The organism is Sphingomonas phyllosphaerae (assembly GCA_036946405.1).
GTDB lineage: Bacteria > Pseudomonadota > Alphaproteobacteria > Sphingomonadales > Sphingomonadaceae > Sphingomonas > Sphingomonas phyllosphaerae_D.
Genome location: JAQIJC010000001.1, coordinates 2862589 through 2883173 on the forward strand (window position 1 = coordinate 2862589; position 20585 = coordinate 2883173).

Annotated in this window: 14 protein-coding genes; 6 read left to right on the forward strand and 8 right to left on the reverse strand. The window is 67.7% G+C overall.

Going from position 1 to position 20585, the window contains the following annotated elements:
- Positions 1-87: 87 nt before the first annotated feature.
- Positions 88-1392, reverse strand: coding sequence for an MFS transporter (locus PGN12_13575; GenBank protein ID MEH3104921.1), 1305 nt, complete (start codon positions 1390-1392; stop codon positions 88-90).
- A 93-nt stretch (positions 1393-1485) separates the two neighbouring features.
- Here PGN12_13575 and PGN12_13580 point away from each other — a divergent pair, with 93 nt between their 5' ends.
- The 3 genes from PGN12_13580 to PGN12_13590 all read left to right on the forward strand — a co-directional run bounded on the left by PGN12_13580 (position 1486) and on the right by PGN12_13590 (position 6280).
- Complete coding sequence (locus PGN12_13580; protein ID MEH3104922.1) at positions 1486-2595, forward strand: ROK family transcriptional regulator; 1110 nt, start codon at positions 1486-1488, stop codon at positions 2593-2595.
- A 72-nt stretch (positions 2596-2667) separates the two neighbouring features.
- Complete coding sequence (locus PGN12_13585) at positions 2668-5172, forward strand: TonB-dependent receptor (GenBank protein MEH3104923.1); 2505 nt, start codon at positions 2668-2670, stop codon at positions 5170-5172.
- Positions 5173-5257: 85 nt separating this feature from the next.
- Positions 5258-6280, forward strand: coding sequence for a glycerophosphodiester phosphodiesterase family protein (locus PGN12_13590; protein MEH3104924.1), 1023 nt, complete (start codon positions 5258-5260; stop codon positions 6278-6280).
- Here PGN12_13590 and uxuA read toward each other — a convergent pair.
- Both uxuA and PGN12_13600 read right to left on the reverse strand, forming a co-directional pair.
- Complete coding sequence (uxuA, locus tag PGN12_13595) at positions 6163-7362, reverse strand: mannonate dehydratase (protein MEH3104925.1); 1200 nt, start codon at positions 7360-7362, stop codon at positions 6163-6165. The genes PGN12_13590 and uxuA overlap by 118 nt on opposite strands.
- A gap of 45 nt (positions 7363-7407) precedes the next feature.
- Positions 7408-10062, reverse strand: coding sequence for a malectin domain-containing carbohydrate-binding protein (locus PGN12_13600; GenBank protein MEH3104926.1), 2655 nt, complete (start codon positions 10060-10062; stop codon positions 7408-7410).
- Between the two features lie 441 nt (positions 10063-10503).
- Between PGN12_13600 and PGN12_13605 the strand changes: the two genes are divergently transcribed.
- The 3 genes from PGN12_13605 (at position 10504) to PGN12_13615 (ending at position 13661) form a co-directional block, all read left to right on the forward strand.
- Entirely contained in the window at positions 10504-11466 is a 963-nt protein-coding gene (locus PGN12_13605) for a formylglycine-generating enzyme family protein (GenBank protein ID MEH3104927.1), read from the forward strand.
- 78 nt (positions 11467-11544) lie between these two features.
- Complete coding sequence (locus PGN12_13610; protein ID MEH3104928.1) at positions 11545-12558, forward strand: glycoside hydrolase family 5 protein; 1014 nt, start codon at positions 11545-11547, stop codon at positions 12556-12558.
- A gap of 74 nt (positions 12559-12632) precedes the next feature.
- The gene (locus tag PGN12_13615; protein MEH3104929.1) at positions 12633-13661 is read left to right on the forward strand and encodes a cupin-like domain-containing protein; all 1029 of its coding nucleotides are present in this window, start codon (positions 12633-12635) and stop codon (positions 13659-13661) included.
- 28 nt (positions 13662-13689) lie between these two features.
- On the opposite strand, the gene PGN12_13620 is transcribed toward PGN12_13615, so the two are convergent.
- The 5 genes from PGN12_13620 to PGN12_13640 all read right to left on the reverse strand — a co-directional run bounded on the left by PGN12_13620 (position 13690) and on the right by PGN12_13640 (position 20585).
- Positions 13690-14661 (reverse strand): IS110 family transposase, encoded by a 972-nt coding sequence (locus PGN12_13620; protein MEH3104930.1) that lies wholly within the window; start codon positions 14659-14661, stop codon positions 13690-13692.
- Positions 14662-14990: 329 nt separating this feature from the next.
- Entirely contained in the window at positions 14991-16007 is a 1017-nt protein-coding gene (locus PGN12_13625; GenBank protein MEH3104931.1) for a cupin-like domain-containing protein, read from the reverse strand.
- Positions 16004-17530: a tryptophan 7-halogenase gene (locus PGN12_13630; GenBank protein MEH3104932.1), complete on the reverse strand. Its 1527-nt coding sequence runs from the start codon at positions 17528-17530 to the stop codon at positions 16004-16006. Before PGN12_13630 ends, PGN12_13625 begins: the two co-directional genes overlap by 4 nt.
- Complete coding sequence (locus tag PGN12_13635; GenBank protein ID MEH3104933.1) at positions 17527-19122, reverse strand: tryptophan 7-halogenase; 1596 nt, start codon at positions 19120-19122, stop codon at positions 17527-17529. The genes PGN12_13630 and PGN12_13635 overlap by 4 nt, the downstream gene beginning before the upstream one ends.
- Positions 19119-20585 carry a tryptophan 7-halogenase gene (locus tag PGN12_13640; GenBank protein MEH3104934.1) on the reverse strand — a complete coding sequence of 489 codons (1467 nt, stop codon included), beginning with the start codon at positions 20583-20585 and terminating at the stop codon, positions 19119-19121. The genes PGN12_13635 and PGN12_13640 overlap by 4 nt, the downstream gene beginning before the upstream one ends.

Sequence of the window (20585 nt, forward strand, 5' to 3'; positions counted from 1 at the left end):
AGAGCGGCGATCATGGATGCGGGTGGCGCGACCGTCTCACCCGCATCCGCGCTGCACGATCGCCGTCGCGGCCCGCTCACGCATCGATCATCTCGCGCCGACAGCACAGCGTCGATCGCCGCCGGCCAGCAGCGCGAGCGCGATGACGCTGCCTGCGATCGGTACGATCGTCGCCATCAACGAAACCAGTTCGACCGACGCACCGTTGGGCAGCGGCAATCGCAGCGGCCGGAGCGCGACGATCGCGGCAAACAGCAACGTGCCGAATGCCGCGGCGGTCTTTAGCACCGCCAGGAACAATCCGACCGGCGTCGCCTCATGCTGCGCGCCCTCCGCCATCGCGTCCCGGACCGTTGCGGTCAGCAATGCCCAGATCGCGAGGTTCATTCCGCCCAGACCCACCCCCAGACACGCCAGCAGCATGGTTTCGCCACGGCTGGCGGGCGTGATCGTCAGCGCCAGCAGCACCAGCGCGGTTACCCCGTGCGCCGCGATCGCGATCGCGGACGAAGAGCAGCGGCGTGCCACCGCCATCCAGCCGGGCAGCGCGAGCGATTGCGCGATCGTCAACGTCAGCAACGCCGCCCCCGCCCATGCCGGATCACCGCGCACCGCCGCGCCGTAAAAAGGCAACGCGCGCTGGAACACCGGGACCAACGCCGCCTGCGCCGCGATCAGCAGCAGCAGGCGCCGGAACGGCGGATTGGCCCAATAGGCGCGCAGCGGCAGCATCGCCCGAGCGTTGCCGGCCCCGCCCGGCGGTGGCGGGAGCCTGCGCGTCGACCAGACGGCCAGCAACAGCGTCCCGACATATAGCGCCCCGCCCACCATCGCGCCGCTGGCGAAGGACTGACGCTGGGCGGCGGCTCCTGCGAGCGACAGGCTCGATCCCGACGCCAGCGCCAGCAACGCGACCCCGGCGGCGCTGAACAACAGCCGCAATCCCGAGACCCGCGCGGCATCGCCGGGGCCATGCGCGACGCGGATCAGCAAGGTGTTATGGCCGACGTCGCACAGCGAGTAACCGATCCGGCACAACAGGATCGCCGCAGCCACCGCAGCCGGCGTCGGCAGGACGAAGATCAACCAGAACCCAGCGCCGCACAGTGGCGCGCCGATCACGACCAGTCTGGCGAGATCGTGCGCGCCACCACGCGCGTCGGTCCAGCGCGCAATCGCGAGATCGAGCGCTGCGTCCCCCAGCAGCGCGACCGCCAACGACACGCCCGCGGCAAGCGACCCGAACCCGGCGATCGACACGAGGTAATAGAGCATCATGCTCTCGAAGCTCGTCCACACCACGCTCTTGCCCAGATTGGCGGCGCTATAGCTCACCTGCATGGGCAGGCGCAGCGACGGCCGCGATGTTGAAGCGGATGCGAGGCGAGTCATCGGACACCGCCTATTACCACCCGCTTTCATTTATTTGACACGTCGTAAATATATCCGCTCATCATGCCCCCTTCTCACCACCCGCAAATCCGCTTGAACGAGCCGCAACGCCGGGTGCTGATGCAATTGCGGATCGAGGGTGCCACGCCGCGCACCCGGCTCGCGCAGTTGCTCGGGATGAACGGTGCGACGATGACGCGGCTGACTCAGTCGCTCCTTGCGCTCGACCTGATCGAGGAACTCGACGCCTGCGATCCGCACGGGCGCGGGCGGCCGATGCTGCCGCTGACCGTGTCGGGACATGGCGGCTGGGCGATCGGCGCGACGCCGCATCCCGGCTGGCTGGAACTCGTGATCGTCGATTTTCGCGGACGGCCGATCGTTCACGACACCACGCCGTTCGACAGCCCCGATCCGCGCGTCTTCGCGCAGACCGTAGAGAAACGGCTGCAGGTGCTCGCCGCGACGCACGGCTTCATGCGCGGCAAGTTTCTCGGGATGGGCGTCGCCGTTCCCGGCTATGCGTTGCCCGGTGACCGCAACCGGCGCATCGTCGTCGATCGCGTCGCGGGGTGGAACGAGGTGCCGCTCGCCGAGGTGATCGGCGACGCCTTGGGGATGCCAGTCTGGATCGAGAACGACGCGAGCGCGGCGGCGCTCGCCGAATATTATCAGGACGGCATCATCGGTCGCTACCGCTCGGTCCTCACGCTGTTTCTCGGCCATGGGATCGGCGGCGGGCTGATCGCTGAACGCGACCTGTTCCTTGGCGAACACGGCAATGCCGGCGAGGTGGGGCGCCTCTTCCCCGGCGACCGCGAGCGTCCCTCGGGGATCGACCTGCTCCGCGTCCTCCACGAGGCGGGCGTCGCGATCGATTCGCTCGCGGAGATCGAGGCGCTCCTCGACACGCAGGCACCGCTGATCGCCACGTGGCGCGATCGTGTCATCGCCCAGCTCGATCTGGCGGTGACCAGCGGGACGGTCTGGCTCGATCCCGGCGCGATCGTCATCTCCGGGGCGCTGCCGCCAGCGCTGCTGCGGCAGATCGCGGAGGGTTTGGCGGAGCGATCACGGCGTCGCAGCGACGGCTTTCGATCGACGCTGCCCGCGATCCATGCCTCGACGATCGGTAGCCGCGCGGTTGTCATCGGCGCGGCGATGATCCCTGTCCACGCGGTCACCGCGGGGGCGACGAATTAATTACATGTAAGAAAATAAAACTGTCATCGTTCATCGCCATCGCGCCCGGCATCGAGATCACCGGGGGCCGAGATGAAGACCAGATTGCTGATAAGCGTCGCGCTGTACGCCACGCCGTTCCTGAACCAGCCAGCATTTGCGCAGGCCGATACCGCGACCACCGATGCCGCGACGACCGCCGCGACCGAGAACGACGTGCCGTCCGACATCATCGTGACCGGCTCGGCGCGTCAGCAACGGCGCTTCGACGTTTCCTATGCGGTCAACTCTTTGTCGCAAAACGACATCCAGAAGCTCGCGCCGAAGAGCACGACCGACCTGATCGGTACGTTGCCCGGCATCCATGTCGAGGCGACCGGCGGCGAGGTGCAGAACATCACCCGCGTGCGCGGCATCCCGACCGATCGCGGGTTCCTTTACTATCAGCAGGACGGCCTGCCGCTGTACCAGGAACTGGACGGCTGGTTCTTCAACCAGGGCGACGGCATGAACCGCCTCGACCTGATGACCGACCGGATCGAGGTCGTGCGCGGCGGCCCGGCACCCATCTATGCCAGCACCGCGGCCGCGATCGCCAACGTCATCACCGTCACCGGCACCCCGACGACGCGCGGCAAGGTGCAGGCGACGGTCGGCGATACGGGCTATTACCGGCTCGACGCCTATCAGGCCGGGCCGCTCGGCGGCGACACCTATTACGCGATCGGCGGCTTCCTGCGCCGTCACGACGGCTATCGCGACTCAGGCTTTCCCAGCGATCGCGGCGGTCAGATCCGGGCGAACATCCGGCACGACCTGTCGAACGGCTTCATCAAGCTGTCCGGGCAATATACCGACGACCACAACGTCTTCTATCTGTCGATCCCGACCAACGATCCGCGCGATCCGAAGGTCAGCCTGAACAAATATATCGACTATTTCACCGGCACGCTGAACACGCCCGCGCTGCGCGATGTCGCCATTCGCTACCGCGATCCCGGCGGCGCGATCCGCACCCAGCGCGGCGATCTCGCCAATGGCCGCCACATCCGCTTCGGCAATGCCGCGCTCGACTATGAGGGCGATTACGGTGACTGGCACGTCTCCGCGAAGGGCGGCATGACGTTCGGCAACGTCCACTTCGACGCCTTCTACTCGACCTCCAACCCGGTCGACGCGACCGCCTTCGCCAACAGCTATGCCGCCGCCGCGACCACCGCGTTCGGCGCGAACGTCGCCGGGCTCGGCTACAGCTTCGCCGGCAGCAACGGGCTCGACCGCTACGATCCGTCGCGTGACTCAGGTCTGGTGATGCAGGCGCAATATCGCTCGATCCAGACCGACTTCTACGCGACGCAGGGCGATATGTCGGTCACGCGCAAGTTCGACACCGGCATCGGCACGCACGATCTGCGCATCGGCACTTACGGCTCGCTCTGGGGCCAGAAGATGTTCACCGCCTATCAAAACTATCTCATTCAGGTGAAATCGCAGCCACGCACGCTCGATCTCGCCGCTTATTCGGCGGCCGGCGCGGTACTCGGCTACGTGACGGACAAGGGATCGCTGAACGATGCGGTTTCCTTGAACGCCGGCAATGTCGACGGGCAGTTGATCGCGCTCTACGGCACCGACACCTGGGACATCACGGATCGCTTGCGCCTCGACGGCGGCATCCGCCGCGAATGGTACAGCTACAGCGGCTATGCCCGGCTGAGCGCGACGTACAATCTCGGCGATCCGACGACGCTGGCCGACGACAAGACGCGCGGCTTCACCGGCATGATCGGAACGTTGCGGCTGAAGCAACAGGCGACCAACTGGACCGTCGGCGCCAATTACGACCTGAGCCACGATATCGGCATGTACCTGCGCGCCTCGCAGCTCGCCGTGCCGGTCGGCACGACGATCGCCTTCAACTACCCGACCCCCACCGTCGTCCCGACGAAGGCGAAGCTGTACGAGGCGGGCGTCAAGCTCGCGACGGGCGGCTCGTACCTCTACGTCACCGGCTTCTACACCAAGTTCGACCCGCTCAACGCCAGCTTCGCGGGCTTCAACCCGGCGACCGGGCGCGCGGACGTGACGACCACCTTCATCGGCACTGCCGAGACGAAGGGCATGGAGGCGGACGGTCGTCTTCGGCTGCCGGGGCCGTTCTCGCTCGCCGGATCGGTGACCTTCCAGAGGCCGCGCTACCTCAACTTTAGCAGCAACACCGGCCTCGACGGCAGCCGCGCCAACGGCAAGCAGATCGTCCGCGAGCCCAAGCTGTTCCTCAACATCCGCCCGACCGCCGATTTCGCCATCGGCGCTGCGACCGTCAGCCTCTACGGCCGCTACGACTATGTCAGCCAGCGTTATACCGACTTCTTCAACTCGACCGCGCTGCCCGCCTACGGCTCGTTCGGCGTCGGCGGGATCGTCACGACCGGACCGTGGCAGTTCCAGGTGGTCGGCGACAACGTCACCAACGCGCATGGCTTCAGCGAGGGCAACACCGCGGGCGACCGCTTCGGACAGGGCGTGCCGACCGCGATCTTCGGTCGCCCGCTGTTCGGCCGCAACGTCCGCCTGATCGTCAGCCGCACGTGGTGAAGCGCGACTGACACCCCATGCCATCACCGGCGGGTGGCCCATATCGGCCGCCCGCCGCTCCGAACTTCCAGGACGAAAGCCTTTCATGCACCGTGCGCTTCTCGCCGCCATCGGCGTCTGTCTCTCCTGCGCCGCCGCGCACGCAGCTCCCGGCGATGCGCTGCGCCGGATCGCCGATCCCCACGGCGGCCTGATCGTGATCGCGCATCGCGGCTGTCACGAAGCGGCACCGCTCCACGGGCTCGCGAGCGCGCCGGAGAATTCGGTTGCCGCGCTGCGCCAATGCGTGACGCTCGGCGCGGACGTCATGGAAACCGACGTCCGGCGCAGTCGTGACGGTCATCTCGTCATCATGCATGACGACAGCGTCGATCGCACCACCAACGGCACCGGCAAGGTCGCCGACCTCAGCCTTGCCGAGTTGAAGGCGCTGCGCCTGCGACAGGACGAAGGTGGCGCGGGCGCGGCGCTCACCGATCAGGCGATTCCGACGCTCGACGAACTGCTTGCGCTCGCAAAGGACCGGATCGTCCTCAATCTCGACGTCAAGGACATGATCTACGGCGAGGTCATCGAGGCGGTCCGCCGCGCGGGCGCGCGGGACCGGGTGATCGTCAAGACCTTCGCGGGGATCGCCTCGGTGCCGCTCGCGTCGATCCCGCCCTATGACGCGGCCCCGTTCGTCGTCATCCCGATCACCGCCGCTCCCGACGCGGCCGACGTTCCGCAGATCGTCGCCAACCAGATGCGCGGTCGCATCAAGCCGATCGCCTTCGAGCTGCCCGTCCTTCCGCTCGCCACCCTGCCTGCCGTGGTGCAGCGCGCCGACGCGCTGCACGTGCCGGTCTGGATCAACACCTTATTCAAGGGCTTCGTCACCGGCATGGGCGGCGATCCCGAAGCCCGCCACCATCCCGAGGCCGTCTGGGGACGGCTCGCCGACATGGGCGTCCGCCTGATCCAGACCGATGCCGTCGAAGCGCTGCTCCGCTACCGGTCGCTGCGCCCAGCGCGTACCGGCGACGAAGCCCGTCCGGCGGCGAAGGCGATCCCGCGTTCGAGCCCGCGCAGTTCGGCCAACCCGCGCATCCGGCCAAGCAGCGAATAGCCCGGGTTGGTCTGCCGGTGCAGATCGTCGAGCATCTGATGCCCGTGGTCAGGACGCATCGGGATGCTCCGCCCCTCGCGCACCGACAGGCGATGCACCGCCGCGACCACCGCCGCCATATCGGCGTCGCCGCGCAGATGCTCCGCCTCGTGGAACGCGCCGTCCGGCTCGCGCTGGACCGAGCGCAGGTGGAGGAATCCGATCCGGCTGCCCTGCCGGTCGACCATTCCCGGCAGATCGTTGTCGGTGCGCACGCCGAAAGACCCCGTGCACATGCACAGCCCGTTCGAGCGGTTGGGAACGCGCGCGAACAGGTCGGCGACATCCGCCTCGGTACTGACGACGCGCGGCAACCCGAAGATCGGGAATGGCGGATCGTCGGGATGCACGACGAGGCGAAGGCCGAGGTCATCCGCCACCGGGCACACCGCCTCGAGGAAGGCGACATGATGGTCGCGCAGCCGCCCTGCGTCGATCCCGGCATAGCTGCCGATCGCCTCGAGGAACTGCACCGAGGTAAAGCCTTCCTCGCTCCCCGGCAGCCCGGCGATGATCGTGCGCTCCAGCCTGTCGCGCGCCGCTGCATCCATCGCCGCGTAGCGCGCTTCGGCCGCCGCCTGCGTCGCCGCGTCATAGCTGTCGGCCGCACCCGGTCGCCGCAGGATGAACATGTCGTATGCCGCGACCGCGACCGCCTCGAACCGCAGCGCGCGGGCGCCATCGGGCAGTTCCCACGCCAGATCGGTGCGCGTCCAGTCGAGTAGCGGCATGAAATTGTACGTCACCACCTCGATGCCGCACGCCGCGAGATTGATCAGCGACTGGCGGTAATGATCGATCAGCCGATCCCAGTCGGCCGATCGGGTCTTGATCCCTTCGTCGACGGGCAGGCTCTCCACCACGCGCCACTCGAGCCCCGCCGCTGCGATCTCGGCCGATCGCGCCGCGATCGCGTCGCGCGTCCACACCGCGCCGTTCGGCACCTCGTGGAGCGCAGTGACGATCCCCGTCGCACCCGCCTGCCGGATATGATGCAGCCGGACCGGATCGTTGGGCCCGAACCAGCGCATCGTCTGCGTCATCAACACGTCACTGACCTTCCTGCATTGTACGTCTGAACGGCGGTGTCATCGCGTGATCTCGATCGCCGACACGATCGCGTCGCCTTCGACGGGCACGAACGCCAGCCGCAACGTCCCGTCGGCCACCTGCACCGGGATGCGGCGAGTGACCGCCTTCATCGTCCCGCCCGCCGCCCGAGCGACATCGAAGCCCGACAGCACGCGCTTGCCGTTGGCGATCACGTCGAAGCGGCGCGCCCCTGCCGCCAGCGACGGTTCGACGAACGTCAGCGCAACGGCATAACGACCATCGGCGACCGGCACCTCATAGGAGAAGCGCCCTTCGCGATAGGTTTCCACCACCGCGCCCTCGCTCGTTCCCTGAACCACCTTCGGCGCCGGGCGCGGGCCATAGCCCGACCAGGCGTTGAGCTGTCCCGCCTTGCCGCCGTCGAAGAAGTTGTCGGAGCCGTATCGCTTTCCGGCGACGGCGCCGGCGACCAGCGCGCCGCTGTCGATGTGGATCGAGCGCAGCGCCTCGGGTGCCAGTTGCCACACGGCCGCATCCTCCTGCACGCCGTCCGGGAACAGACCGCGCGCGACGACGCGATTGGCGCCTACGGTCAGCGCGACCTTCGGCCAGACGCAGGTCATCTGCGGACAGGCCGCCAGCGTGCCGACAAGACGATCGTTGATGCGCAATTCGGTGCGCGGCGCGTTCGAATAGACGCGCACCTCGGTCGCGGGATAGGCGCGATCGACATAGCGGCTGCCGTTGACGTGCACGGTCGGCGCCGCGTTCCAGTTCGCCTTGTAGAAGTAGAAGGCGTCCTTGCGGATCTTGCGGTCGTAGGTCACCAGCCCCTTGGTGTTGATGTCGATTCCATCGCCCTCGCGCCGCACGGTCGTGGCGAAATCGAACGAATTCCACAGCCACGTCCCCCACAGGTACGGCTTGGCCGACAGCGTCTCCCACGCGCGTTCGTGGATATAGCTCTCATATTCCTCGGGCTGGTTGCGCCCGCGCTGGTCGACGCGCCCGCCCAGCGGATTGTCGGTGTGGATCGTCGTCGCACCGCCTGCGCCATATTCGGTGACCGACAGCGGCTGCATGGGACGTCTGGCATGAAGGTCGTCGAGGTGCGGCCCGAGATCGGCCGGCGTGCCGAAATACCAGCCGAAATAGCGGTTCGCACCGCCCAGATCGGCGGCGACCGCGGTAATCGGCACGTCGGAGGTCGGATCGATATCGCGTTCGCAGCAGGTGGCGAGCGCGGTCGGGCGCGACGGATCCTCCGCCTTGGCGAAGGCGTCCAGCTCATGCAGTAACGGCAGCGGATCGGGCGCTTCACCGCTTCTGGCGGTGATGAACGCCGGGATCGACTTGCCGAAATCGACCTCGTTGGCGATCCCCCAGCTCACCACCGACGGATGGTTGCCGTTCTGCCGGATCAGCTCGCGCAATTGCTGTCGCGCGTTCTCGCGCAGCGCCGGGCTGGCGGTCATCGCCTCGCCATGCGTCCATTTCGACACCAGCGGGATCTCGTCCCACAGCACGAGCCCATAGCGGTCCGCGAGGTCGTGGATCGTCTGCCCATGCTGGTAATGCGTCAGCCGGATCGAATTGACGCCCATGTCGCGCATCATCGCGACATCCTGCTCGATGTCGGCCGACGTGGTCGCCCAGCCCTTGCCCTCGCGATCCTGATGGTAACCGACACCGTGCAACCGCAGCGGTTGGCCGTTGAGCAGGAAGCCACGCACCGGATCGGCACGCATCGTACGGATGCCGAACGGCTGCTCGACCCGGTCGAACACCGTTCCCGATGGCGAGGCGATCTCCACGACGAGGCGGTGCAGATAAGGATCGGCGACACCGTTCCACAGATGCGGGTCCGCGACCGTCAGCACCTGCGTCGTCTCTGCCGTGGCGCCGCCGTTCAGCATTACACGCCGCGCATCCGTCGCCACCATGTTGCCGCTCGCATCGAGCAACCTGAGGATGATCTGGCTGGCTTGCCGGCGCTTCCGGTCGTTGCGTGCCCTCACTCGTACGTCGATCTGCGCCCTTCCTCCATCGATCGACCGCGTCGTCGCAAGGATGCCGCTACCGCCCGCATCGAGCATGTCGATATGCACGGCATCGGTGCCGATCAGGCTGACGGGGCGATACAAACCACCGTGGACGAAGAAGTCGCCGGCGAGCGGAAGCACGTCGGCGGTGGAACTGTCTCCATCGGGCTGCGTGTTGTCGACCTTGACCAGCAAAACATTGGCCTGACCGGCCCGCAGCGCGCTGCTCGCGTCGAAACGGAACCGCGAGAAGCCGCCGCGGTGCGCGCCCAGTCGCCGTCCGTTGAGCCACACTTCGGCGGTGCGGCTCGCCGCATCGAACTGCAACCACGCCCGTCGCTTGTCGAAGCCGGGGGGCGGAATGAAAGTCAGGCGATACCAGCCGACCCCCTGATATTTGTCGATCGTCGCGGCGCGGTTGATATGATCCTGTGGATCGGGAACGTAATAGCCGACGCGATTCCAGGTATGGGGAACCGAAACCTGCTCCCAGCGCCGGGCCGCAGCGCGGGTGACGTCGTCCGGCATCGCGCCGCCACGGCTGAATTCCCAGCCTTGCGACAGCGGCACGATCTGGCGATCCGCCTGCGCGAAGGCGGGCGCAGCCAGCAGCATGGCAAGCGCGACCGATCCGAGCCGTACCCTCATATCCCTCTCCCTCGCCCCACCTTAGATCGACCAAATCGGCCTGACCAGTTTTTATTGCTGGACCTCCGCAGGCGCAGCCCGAACCTTCGATGTTCCAATTAATCGCCGATCAACGTGCATACCTTCCTTTGCTGTTCCAGTATTTTCGCCATCGACATTAGCTACGGAGCGGCAAATTTGGTAAGACAGGTTTAGTTTGCAACAGATAGCGGGCCAGCAAGAACGGTCTGGCCACCGCGCGCACATAACCCGCTCGGCCACGACCACCGATAGCGTTCTTACTGGCGCTGCGGTCTATTGACGCTGCCCCCGCCGCCCGTCGAAGATGTTCGCACCGTGACGGGATGACCTGCGTGCCGGGGGTCGAAGTGTCGCTAGGCGGAAGAGAGAAACGATATGAAGATGGCGGCTGATATTGCCGGGGACAGCCGATATGACGGTATGCGTCGGCTGGACGGCGGCCGCTTCCGGATGGGTTCCTCGGCCTTCTACCCGGAGGAGGCACCGACGCGCCTCGTCAGCGTCGATCCGTTCTGGATCGACGAAGTCCCGGTCACCAACGCGGCCTTTCGCCGGTTCGTCGACGCGACCGGCTACGTCACCCTGGCGGAGATTGCGCCCGATCCGCGGGACTATCCCGGCCTTGCGCCCGATATGGCGAAGCCCGGCTCGCTCGTCTTCGAACGCACCGCCGGGCCGGTCGACCTCGGCGACTACGGCCAATGGTGGCACTTCCGCTACGGTGCGGACTGGCATCATCCGCTCGGGCCCGACAGCGATCTTGACGGTTTAGACGACCACCCTGTTGTTCACGTCGCGCATGTCGATGCGCTGGCCTACGCCACCTGGGCCGGCAAGTCGCTCCCGACCGAAGCCGAATGGGAATATGCGGCACGCGGCGGGCTCGACGGCGCGGAATATGCGTGGGGTGACGAACTTGCGCCCGGCGGCGCCATGCTCGCCAATTACTGGCAAGGATTGTTCCCCTACGCCAACCAGTTGCTCGACGGCTACGAACGCACCTCGCCGATTCGCACCTATCCGGCCAATGGCTTCGGGCTCTACGACATGATCGGCAACGTCTGGGAATGGACCGACGACTGGTACGGCCTGCCCGCGCGCACCGTCGATGCGGGCAAGTCGAAGGCGAGGTCGTCTGGCGATTGTTGCGCCGTCCCGGCGAACCCGCGCGGCGCGCGCGAGCGGGACAGTCACGATGCCGCCCTGCCGGGGATCGCCCGCAAGGTCATCAAGGGCGGTTCGCATCTCTGTGCCGAGAACTATTGCCAGCGCTACCGCCCTGCCGCCCGCCACCCGCAGGCGATCGACTCCTCGACCACCCATATCGGCTTCCGCTGCGTCATGCGCGAGGCAAGCGGCAGCAAGCGCTTTCGCCATCGTTGACGGATTTTGTCGAAAGACATGGCCGACGACGCAATCTATCGTGACGGCCATCGTCTCTGTTCGCGAAGGATCGGCTTGATGCCCCTGGGTTTTCTTCTGCTGAGCGCCGCCATTTCCCTTGCCGCCCCCGTCGATACGCCGGCTGCTGCCGGGGCTGGTCCGGCATGGGCCAGCGCCACGCGGCTGAAGCGCGGCGTCAACATCATCGGCTACGATCCGCTTTGGCAGGACCGATCCAAGGCACGCTTCAAGGCCCGCCATTTCCAGATCATCCGCAAGGGCGGCTTCGACTTCGTTCGCGTCGTGCTGCAATCGTTCCGGCACATGGATGCGCGGAACCGCCTCGACCCCAAATGGCTGGAAACGCTCGACTGGGTCGTCCGCGAAGCCTCCTCGGCCGGTCTCGGCGTCATCCTCGACGAACATGATTTCGACGTCTGCTCGAAGGATCCCGACGCGTGCGAGCCCAAGCTGCTCGCCTTCTGGCAACAGATCGGCGAGCGTTACCGCGACGCCCCCGACACGGTGCTGTTCGAATTGCTCAACGAGCCGCATGCCCCACTGGACGCCGCGCGCTGGAACGCGATGCTCGCGAAGCTGATCCCGCTCGTCCGCGCCAGCAACCCGCGCCGGACGCTGGTGATCGGCCCAACGCGCTGGAACAATCTCGAGGAGCTGCCGACGCTGCAACTCCCCAAGGAAGATCGCAACATCGTCGTCACCTTCCACTCCTACGAACCGTTCCGCTTCACGCATCAGGGCGCATCCTGGGCGGGCGACACCGCCAAGCTCAAGAACATCCCCTTCACCGCCGCCGACGAGGCACGCATCCGCGCCGACTATGACAAGGTCGCCGCCTGGTCGAAGGCGAACGATCGTCCGGTGCTGATGGGCGAGTTCGGCGCATACGAGAAAAGCGGCACCCCAATCGCCGCACGCGCGCGCTACACCGCGACGGTCCGACGCGAGGCGGAGGCGCATGGTTTCCCCTGGGCGTATTGGCAGTTCGACAGCGACTTCATCGTCTACGACATCGATCGTGACCGCTGGGTGGAACCGATCCGCGCTGCGCTGATCCCCGACCGCCGCTAAGCAACGTATCGCATTGTCATGAAAGGATATATGCCCTCCCGCTGAACCGCCGGACCGGTAAGGGGAGATGGGCGATGCCGACGCTGCCACCACCCGGCCGCGTCGCCGAACGCGCCGCGGTCGATGCCGCCACCTTCGCGACCGAGGTAGCAAGTGGCTACGCACCGGTCGTGCTGCGCGGACAGGTGCGCCACTGGGCGGCGGTGCGCGCTGGCGCAGGCGGAGACCGCGCGATCGCCGCCTATCTCGCCGGCTTCGGCGGCGGGCAGCCGCTCGACGTGATGATCGGCGCGCCGGAAATCGGTGGCCGCTTCTTCTACAACGACGACCTCACCGGCTTCAACTTCCACCGGCAAAGGGTCGCGCTGGGACAATTGCTTGGTCAGTTGCTCAGCTACGCCACCGACGACGACGCCGCGCCGCACGCGCTCTACGCCAATGCCGCGACCGCGCCCGAGCATCTGCCCGGCTGGGAAGCCGACAATGCGCTGGACCTGCCGACCGGCGACGCCCCCGCACGATTGTGGATCGGCAACGCGACCCGCGTCGCGACGCACTACGATCAGTCCGACAACATCGCCTGCGTCGTCCACGGGCGGCGTCGCTTCACGCTCTTCCCGCCCGATCAGCTCGCCAACCTCTACATCGGCCCGCTCGACAATACGCTGGCCGGCCCGCCCTCGAGCATGGTCGACCCCGACGAGCCCGACCTCGCGCGCTATCCGCACTTCGCGGCGGCGCACGCGCACGCGCAGGTCGCGGAGCTGGAGCCGGGCGACGCGATCTTCATCCCGGCGATCTGGTGGCACCATGTCGCCGCGCTCGATCGGCTCAACGTGCTCGTGAACTATTGGTGGACCGATCACGAAACCGCATCGCCGTTCGGCGCGCTCGTCCACGCGCTGATGGCGATCCGCGACCTGCCGCCGGCACCGCGCGCGGCATGGCGAACGTGGTTCGACCATTATGTCTTCGCCGACGACGCGGCGGACGCCGGCGCGCATCTGCCCCAGGCGGCGCGCGGCATCCTGTCCGCAGCCAGCCCGGCGCGCACCGAACGGCTCCGCGGCTTCTTGATCCGCCTGCTGGGCGGACGCCTTTAAAGATTGGTGACATCGACTTGATCCGTCATCAACTCAGTTGCGCGGCATCATCGCGGATTTTAGCGTTGGCGATGGTGATGAGTTTTCGCATGGCGGCGGTTAGGGCGACGATGGGTTTTTTGCCGCTGTCACGGAGGCGCTGGTAGAAGGCCTTGATGTCGGGCGCGAAGCGGACGGCGGAGAGGGCAGCCATGAAGGTGACGCGCCTGACCTCCGGGCGGCCGCCGCGGGTGCGGCGATAGCCATCGACGGTGCCGCTTTGGCGGGGATGGGGTGCAAGGCCGGCGAGGCTGGCGATCTGGCGCCGTCCGAGCGTGCCGAGTTCGGGCAGGAGGGCGATGAGCGCCGCGGCGGTGGTCGCGCCGATGCCGGGGATGGTGCGCAGGACGCTGGCGGTGCGGGCGAGTGATGCGCAGCCGGCGAGCAGCGCCTCGATCCGGGCCTCGAGCGCGGCGATGGCCTGGTCGTGCGCGGCGACCAGCGCGCGCAGCTCGGCGGCGACCGGGCCGGCGCCGGGGGCCTTGAGGCGGTTGGTGCACGCGGTGCGGGCACGGACGAGATCGCTGCGGGTGTTGACCAGCGTCGCGAGCTCCTGGCGGTGTTCATCGCGCGGGTGCCAGCGGTCGAGGCGCTCGTGGCGCTCCTGCCCGTAGCGCGCGAGCGCACGGGCATCGAGCGCATCGGTCTTGGCCAGCGTTCCCAGCGAGCGGATGAACGCCTTGACGCGGCGGGCATCGGCACGGTGGATGGCATGGCCGGCGCGTGACGCCGCCGCGAGCAGCGCGGCCTCGTAGCCGCCGGTCGCCTCGCAGACCAGCAGGCGCCCGGGCGGCAGCGCGGCGGCAAAGGCGTCGAGCGCAAGCGGCGTGTTGGCGATGGTGGTGGCGCGGCCGGTGACGCTGTCGAAGACGGCGATGCCGGCCTTGCCGACGTCGCAGCCGACGAACCCGGTCGGCGTGGTGGCGGCGGCGTCAGTGGCGGGGTTGGCGGAGCGGGTCATGACGGTTATCCTCGGCGATAGCCTGCGATTGTCTGCGGGCGTCGTCGAGCGGCCCCTGCAACTCACCAGGCGTGACGGGAAGCGGGCAACCGACCGGGATGACGACGGGCGAAAAGCCCTATTGCGAGACGGCCCGGTTGCCCGCGCCCGGCATCAGGTGGCCACCTGATGCCGGGCATCCCGCTCATGCAGGACACCACCCCCCTACGTCATCTCCAACAGACAATTGCGAGCGTAGCGAAGCAATCCAGTGCGTCCTGATCCGGCCCTGGATTGCTTCGCTGCGCTCGCAATGACGGCTGGTGCGTTCGACTTCACGTCATCATCATTTAGCGCTCTGGCCGCGCGAAACTTTCCCGCAACGTCGCGCGGATGCGCGCCGCGGTGGCCGCGTCGATCGCTCCCAGCACGCCTTTGGCCGGCTCCGGCAGATGCGCCGAGGGATCGCCATTGCCGCGAAACACCAATTGCTCGAACATCGCGCGATAAGCGGCGCGTTGATCCGCCGGCAGCGGCGCGATTGCCACCAGCGCATGCAGCAGCGCATCATACGGGTTCCCGAGCCCAGCCGGGGCCGGATTCCACCAGTAATTCACGAAGGCGTTGACCGGATCGAGCGAGTTGACCGCATGCCACCAGTGGAACGGGATGTAGATGCCATCGCCGGGCTCCAGCGTCGCCGCCTGCGCGACGCGCGCCGCCGCGGCAAAGCGCGGAAAGCGCGCATGATCAGGATCGTCGGGATCGACGAGGCTGACCGGCGTCCCCGCCGGGGTCAGCTCCAGCGGTCCCATATAGAGGTTCGCGACCTGATCCGGCGGGAACAGCGTGAAGCGCCGCCGCCCCATCACGACGACGCCGATATTTTCCATCAGATCGTAATGCGTCGCGACGCGGATCGCGTTGCCCAGCCACATCCGCGGCACCACCCCGTCCGCAACCAAGGTCAAGGCATTCTCGGCGGTGAAGCCCGGCAACAGCTCGGGCAGCGGCACCGACTGGATCGCCATCGCATAGGGCCGCGCATGATCGCGGTCGCGCAGCAGCCGGTCGAGGAACGGGTCGAGCGGGGTCTGCCCGCGCACGAAGTTCATCGCGCTCAGATCGGGCGTGTAGAAGAACCGCCCTTCGATCGACGGTTCGCCGAGGATCGCCGACACCGGGTCAGGCCGGCTGAACCGCTTGAGATAGCCGACCCCTCCTTCCGCTGATGCGCGCGCCGCCGTCACCGCCGGCCAGTCGCGAGCGACCCCGCGCAGCACCACCGGGCGCGCGGCGGGGCGGATCTCCGCCTCGAAGGTACGCCGGTCGACCCCTTCGATCTCGGGCAGCGGCGCGGGTGTCATGCGGCGACGCCCATGACGTCGCACCCCATCCGACGCAATAACTCGTCCTGCTCGGGCAACAGCTTGGCGGTTTCCGCCACCACGTCGCGGATGTGCGCCAGCCGCGCCAGCGTCTCGGCGTCGGACAACAGGTCGGCGGCCGGATGGTAGCCGCCTGCCTCCGCGCCCTGCCCGACCATCACCGACAGCCAGCTCGTCTCGGTGAACAATTCCTCGCCCTCGCGGAACACGCGCCCGTTCGCGGCGAAGATCGCCAGCTTTTCGGCCAGCCCCGCCGGCGGTGCCAGCTCGCGGCAATAATCCCAGAAGGCGCTGTCCCGCCGCTCGGTCGCTTTGTAGTGCAGCACGAGGAAGTCACGGATATCGACATAATCGGTGACATGCGCGCGATTGAAACGATCGATCTCGCGCTGATCGAAAGCGCGCGTCGGCCAATAGGTGAGCAGCCGCGCGATCGCCGACTGGACCAGATGGATGCTGGTCGACTCGAGCGGCTCGAGAAACCCGCCCGCGAGCCCCAGCGCGACGACATTCCCCACCCACGCGTGGCGACGATGCCCGGCCGTGAAGCGCAGGAAGCGCGGCTCGCCGAGCGCAGCCCCGTCGAGATTGGCGAGCAACGTGGCCGCGGCCTCGTCGTCCGACAGATGCGCCGAGGCATAGACATAGCCGTTGCCGATGCGATGCTGGAGCGGAATTCGCCACTGCCAACCCGCAGAGCGCGCGGTCGACCGGGTCAGCGGCTGCCGATCGCCGCCGTTCGCGCACGGCACCGCCACCGCACGATCGCATGGCAACCAGTCGCTCCAATCCTCGAACCCCGCCTGCATCTCGCCCTCGATCAGCAGCCCGCGAAACCCCGAACAGTCGATGAATAGATCACCCTCGACGCGCGCACCGGATTCAAGCACCACCGCGGCGACATGGCCGTTCGCTCCGTCGCGCTCGACCGAGACGATCCGCCCCTCGGTACGCCGCACGCCGTTCGCCTCCGCCAGCCGCCGCAGGAAGCGCGCGTACAGCCCGGCATCGAATTGAAAGGCGTAGCCCAGTTTCGACAGCGGCGATCCGGGCTGGTCGGGGCGCGGATGCGCGAAGCGCCGCTGCAACCCGGCGACGATCGCCAGCGAATAGGCATCGAGCGGGGTGTCGTCGCCAAGCGTCCGTCCCTTCAGCCAGAAATGGTGGAACTCGATCCCCTTCATATCCAGCCCGTACGAGCCGAACGGATGGACGTAGCGATGCCCCGGCCGCAGCCAGTCGACGAATTCGATCCCCAATTTGTAGGTCGCGCGGGTTTCGCGCATGAACTCGGCCTCGTCGATGCCGAGCATCTTGTTGAACAGCACGATCTGCGGGATCGTCGCCTCGCCGACCCCGACCGTGCCGATCGCCTCGGACTCGATCAGCTCGATCGTCAGCCCCGGCATCTCGCCCAGCACCCGCGCGATCGCGGCCGCCGCCATCCATCCCGCGGTGCCGCCGCCCACGATCACGACCCGGCGGATCGCGTCCACTTTCACAACGGGTCCGCCGGAAAGTCGAACGGCTTTTCCGATGCGAACGAGAAGGTCGGCGCGGCCTTCGGCGGCGGCGCGGGTGGTGCCGCGGGTGTGACGCCCGCGAGATGCCGCAGGAAGTCGCCGTGCGTGGGCAACTGTGCCGTGACGTCCAGATAATCGCGGCGCATCTGGTCCAGCGCCGCCGCCACGCGCTCCTCGTCGAGCGCATCGACCGCCGGCTCGTAGTCCTCGGGAACGATATGCTGCCCCATGCACACGCTGACCCAGCTGGTCGTCGCGAACAGCTCGCGCCCCTCGCGGAACACGCGGCCCTTGCCGCGGAACAGGTCGATCTTGCGCGCGAGGCTATCGGGAATGTCCATCGTGCGGCACCGTTCCCAGAACGGCGTGTCGCCGCGACGCGTCGCTTTATAGTGGAGGATCACGAAGTCCCGCACATCGGCGTAAAGCTCGTGCATCTGCGCATTATATTCGTCGCGCTCGACGGGGTCGAAGCGGCGGTCGGGGAACAGCGCGATCAGCCGCGCGATCCCCGACTGGACGAGGTGGATCGAGGTCGATTCGAGCGGTTCGATGAACCCCGAGGCCAGCCCGAGCGCGACCACGTTGCGGTTCCACGCCAGCTTCCGCCGCCCGGTGGTGAACGACAGGTGGCGAGGGTCGGCGAGCGGCGCGCCCTCGAGATGGGCGAGCAGCTCGCGCTCCGCCGCGTCCCGCGCCTGAAAGTCACTGCAATAGACGAGGCCGTTGCCGGTCCGCTCCTGCAAGGGAATGCGCCATTGCCACCCCGCCCCGCGCGCGGTGGCACGGGTGAACGGGGCCGGGTCGCCATTGTTGGCGCTGGGCACCGCGACCGCGCGGTCGCATGGCAGCCAGTGCCGCCAATCGTCATAGCCGCTTTCGAGCGTCTCCTCGATCAGCACGCCGCGAAAGCCCGAGCAGTCGATGAACAGGTCACCACCGACCACTCGCCCGTCTTCCAGCTTCAGCGCCGTGACATGCCCGTCCTCCGGGCGCTGCGCGACCGCGGTCACCTTGCCTTCCAGCCGCTGCACCCCGTTCCGCTCGGCGTAGCGGCGCAGGAACCCCGCATAGCGCGCGGCGTCGAAATGATAGGCGTAGAACAGGTCCTTGACCGCCGACTGCGCCGTTGCGGCGGGCGGCGCGAACTTGCCCGCCTGCGCCGCGACCGCGCTCATCGACCACGCCGAGATATCCGGGAGCACACGCCGCTGGCGTTCGCGAAGGTACAATTGGTGGAAGTGGACGCCACCCAGATCGTGCCCGTGCGCGCCGAACGGGTGAAAATACCGCTCGCCGATGTCGCCCCAGCCGACGAACTCGATCCCCAGCTTGTACGTCCCGCCGGTTTCGCGAACGAACTCGTGCTCGTCGATTCCCAGCATCTGGTTGAAGGTGCGCAGCGGCGGGATCGTCGCCTCGCCGACGCCGACGGTGCCGATCTCTTCGGACTCGATCAGCGTCACGCGCGTCACGCCATTGTTCAGAAAGCGCGAAAGTGCCGCCGCCGCCATCCAGCCCGCGGTCCCGCCGCCCAGGATGACGACGCTGCGAATGGTATGTTCGTTCATTGGACCAGCATTTCCCGCTGCCTGTTGTAATAGTCGTCCGCTGTCGGACAGCGCAGCACCGCCTGCTGGATCGCCGCCCGATACGCCGCCATCGCCCGTTCGCTCTCGGCGGCGGGCGTCGTGTCGATCAGCGGGTCGATCCGCCGCGGCAACGCGCCCTGCCCCAGCAACACCGCCAGCCAGTCGTCGCGCGCGAACGTCTCTTCCTCGAAGAACGGCAACCGTCCCCGCTCCGTGAACAGCGCCAGCGTCCGCGCCAGGCTGTCGGGAAGGTCGCGCGGCGGCTGCCAGAACGGCTCGCCACGCCGCGCGGTTGCGTAATGGCAGAGCACGAAATCGCGGACCCGCGCGATTTCGGCCTGCGCCTGCCGATTGTAATCGGCGACCTCCAGCGGGTGACAGGCGCGTCCGGGCAGCATCGCCACGATCCGGTCGATCGCGCTGTGCGCCAGATGCAGATTGGTGAAGTCGAGCGGTTCGATCACCGTCGCCGCATCGCCGATCGCGACGCAATTGCGCGCCCATGGCGCCGGTCGCGTGCCCTGCCGGAAGGCGACCGCCGGACCTGCCTCTTCCGACAGCGCATCACGTGCCGCCTCGTCCGACAACAGCGCGCTGGCATAGCACAGGCCGTGCAGCACCCGCCCCGGCGCCGCGCTCCGCCACCGCCATCCGGTCGGCAAGGCGGTCACCCGGTCGAGCGGCGACACGGGTTCCGGCGCGCTCTCCGCCATGATCAGCCGGTCGCACCGCAACCACCGCGTCCAGTCTTCCCACGTAGCGTCGATCGCCCCGCGCACCATCGCGCGCGGGCCGCTGGCATCGACGAACAGATCGGCGGTCACCGCGCCGCCATCGGTCAGCACCAGCCGTTCGACGAATCCGTCGCCGCCGCGTAGCTCCACGCCCGCGACCGTCCCGACAACGACCAGGACTCCCAGATGCCGCGCGAACGCCTCCAGCATCGCGCGATAGCGTGCGACATCCAGCACCAGCGCGGGCTGAATACCGGCAAGGATCGGCGACGACGGCGCCGCCATCCGCCCCGCCCGCGCCAGCACCGCCGCGGGTGCGTGGTGGTCGAACGGCGCGGCGGCCCCGGCCCGCGCCGCCCGTACCCAATGATGGTGGAAAGACGCGGTCCCGAACGGCTGCCCGTACGGTCCATAAGCGTGGACATAGGGCGGCAGCCCGTCCGCCCATCCCTCGAACAGCGCCCCCAATCGCCACCCGCCGCCCGCGCGCAGCACCGCATCGCCTTCGCTCAGGCCGAGATCGTCATGGAAACCGATCGCTGAAGGCAGCGTCTGCGGGATCAGGTCCGCCAGCGCGTCGGGCGCAGGCGGCGTCGCCACGATCGTGACCGCCACGCCCGGCACGCGCCGTCGCAGCGCCGCCGCCGCCGACCAGCCGACGATCCCGCCGCCCACGACCGCGATATGCCGGATCGGCGCGTCGAGCAT

Bases quoted from the DNA above. Each gene is read 5' to 3' on its own strand.
- PGN12_13575 (MEH3104921.1), bottom strand. From the start codon at position 1,392: ATGACTCGCCTCGCATCCGCTTCAACATCGCGGCCGTCGCTGCGCCTG.
- PGN12_13605 (MEH3104927.1), top strand. From the start codon at position 10,504: ATGCGTCGGCTGGACGGCGGCCGCTTCCGGATGGGTTCCTCGGCCTTC.
- PGN12_13590 (MEH3104924.1), top strand. From the start codon at position 5,258: ATGCACCGTGCGCTTCTCGCCGCCATCGGCGTCTGTCTCTCCTGCGCC.
- PGN12_13610 (MEH3104928.1), top strand. From the start codon at position 11,545: ATGCCCCTGGGTTTTCTTCTGCTGAGCGCCGCCATTTCCCTTGCCGCC.
- PGN12_13600 (MEH3104926.1), bottom strand. From the start codon at position 10,062: ATGAGGGTACGGCTCGGATCGGTCGCGCTTGCCATGCTGCTGGCTGCG.
- PGN12_13640 (MEH3104934.1), bottom strand. From the start codon at position 20,585: ATGCTCGACGCGCCGATCCGGCATATCGCGGTCGTGGGCGGCGGGATC.
- uxuA (MEH3104925.1), bottom strand. From the start codon at position 7,362: ATGACGCAGACGATGCGCTGGTTCGGGCCCAACGATCCGGTCCGGCTG.
- PGN12_13625 (MEH3104931.1), bottom strand. From the start codon at position 16,007: ATGACACCCGCGCCGCTGCCCGAGATCGAAGGGGTCGACCGGCGTACC.
- PGN12_13585 (MEH3104923.1), top strand. From the start codon at position 2,668: ATGAAGACCAGATTGCTGATAAGCGTCGCGCTGTACGCCACGCCGTTC.
- PGN12_13620 (MEH3104930.1), bottom strand. From the start codon at position 14,661: ATGACCCGCTCCGCCAACCCCGCCACTGACGCCGCCGCCACCACGCCG.
- PGN12_13635 (MEH3104933.1), bottom strand. From the start codon at position 19,122: ATGAACGAACATACCATTCGCAGCGTCGTCATCCTGGGCGGCGGGACC.
- PGN12_13615 (MEH3104929.1), top strand. From the start codon at position 12,633: ATGCCGACGCTGCCACCACCCGGCCGCGTCGCCGAACGCGCCGCGGTC.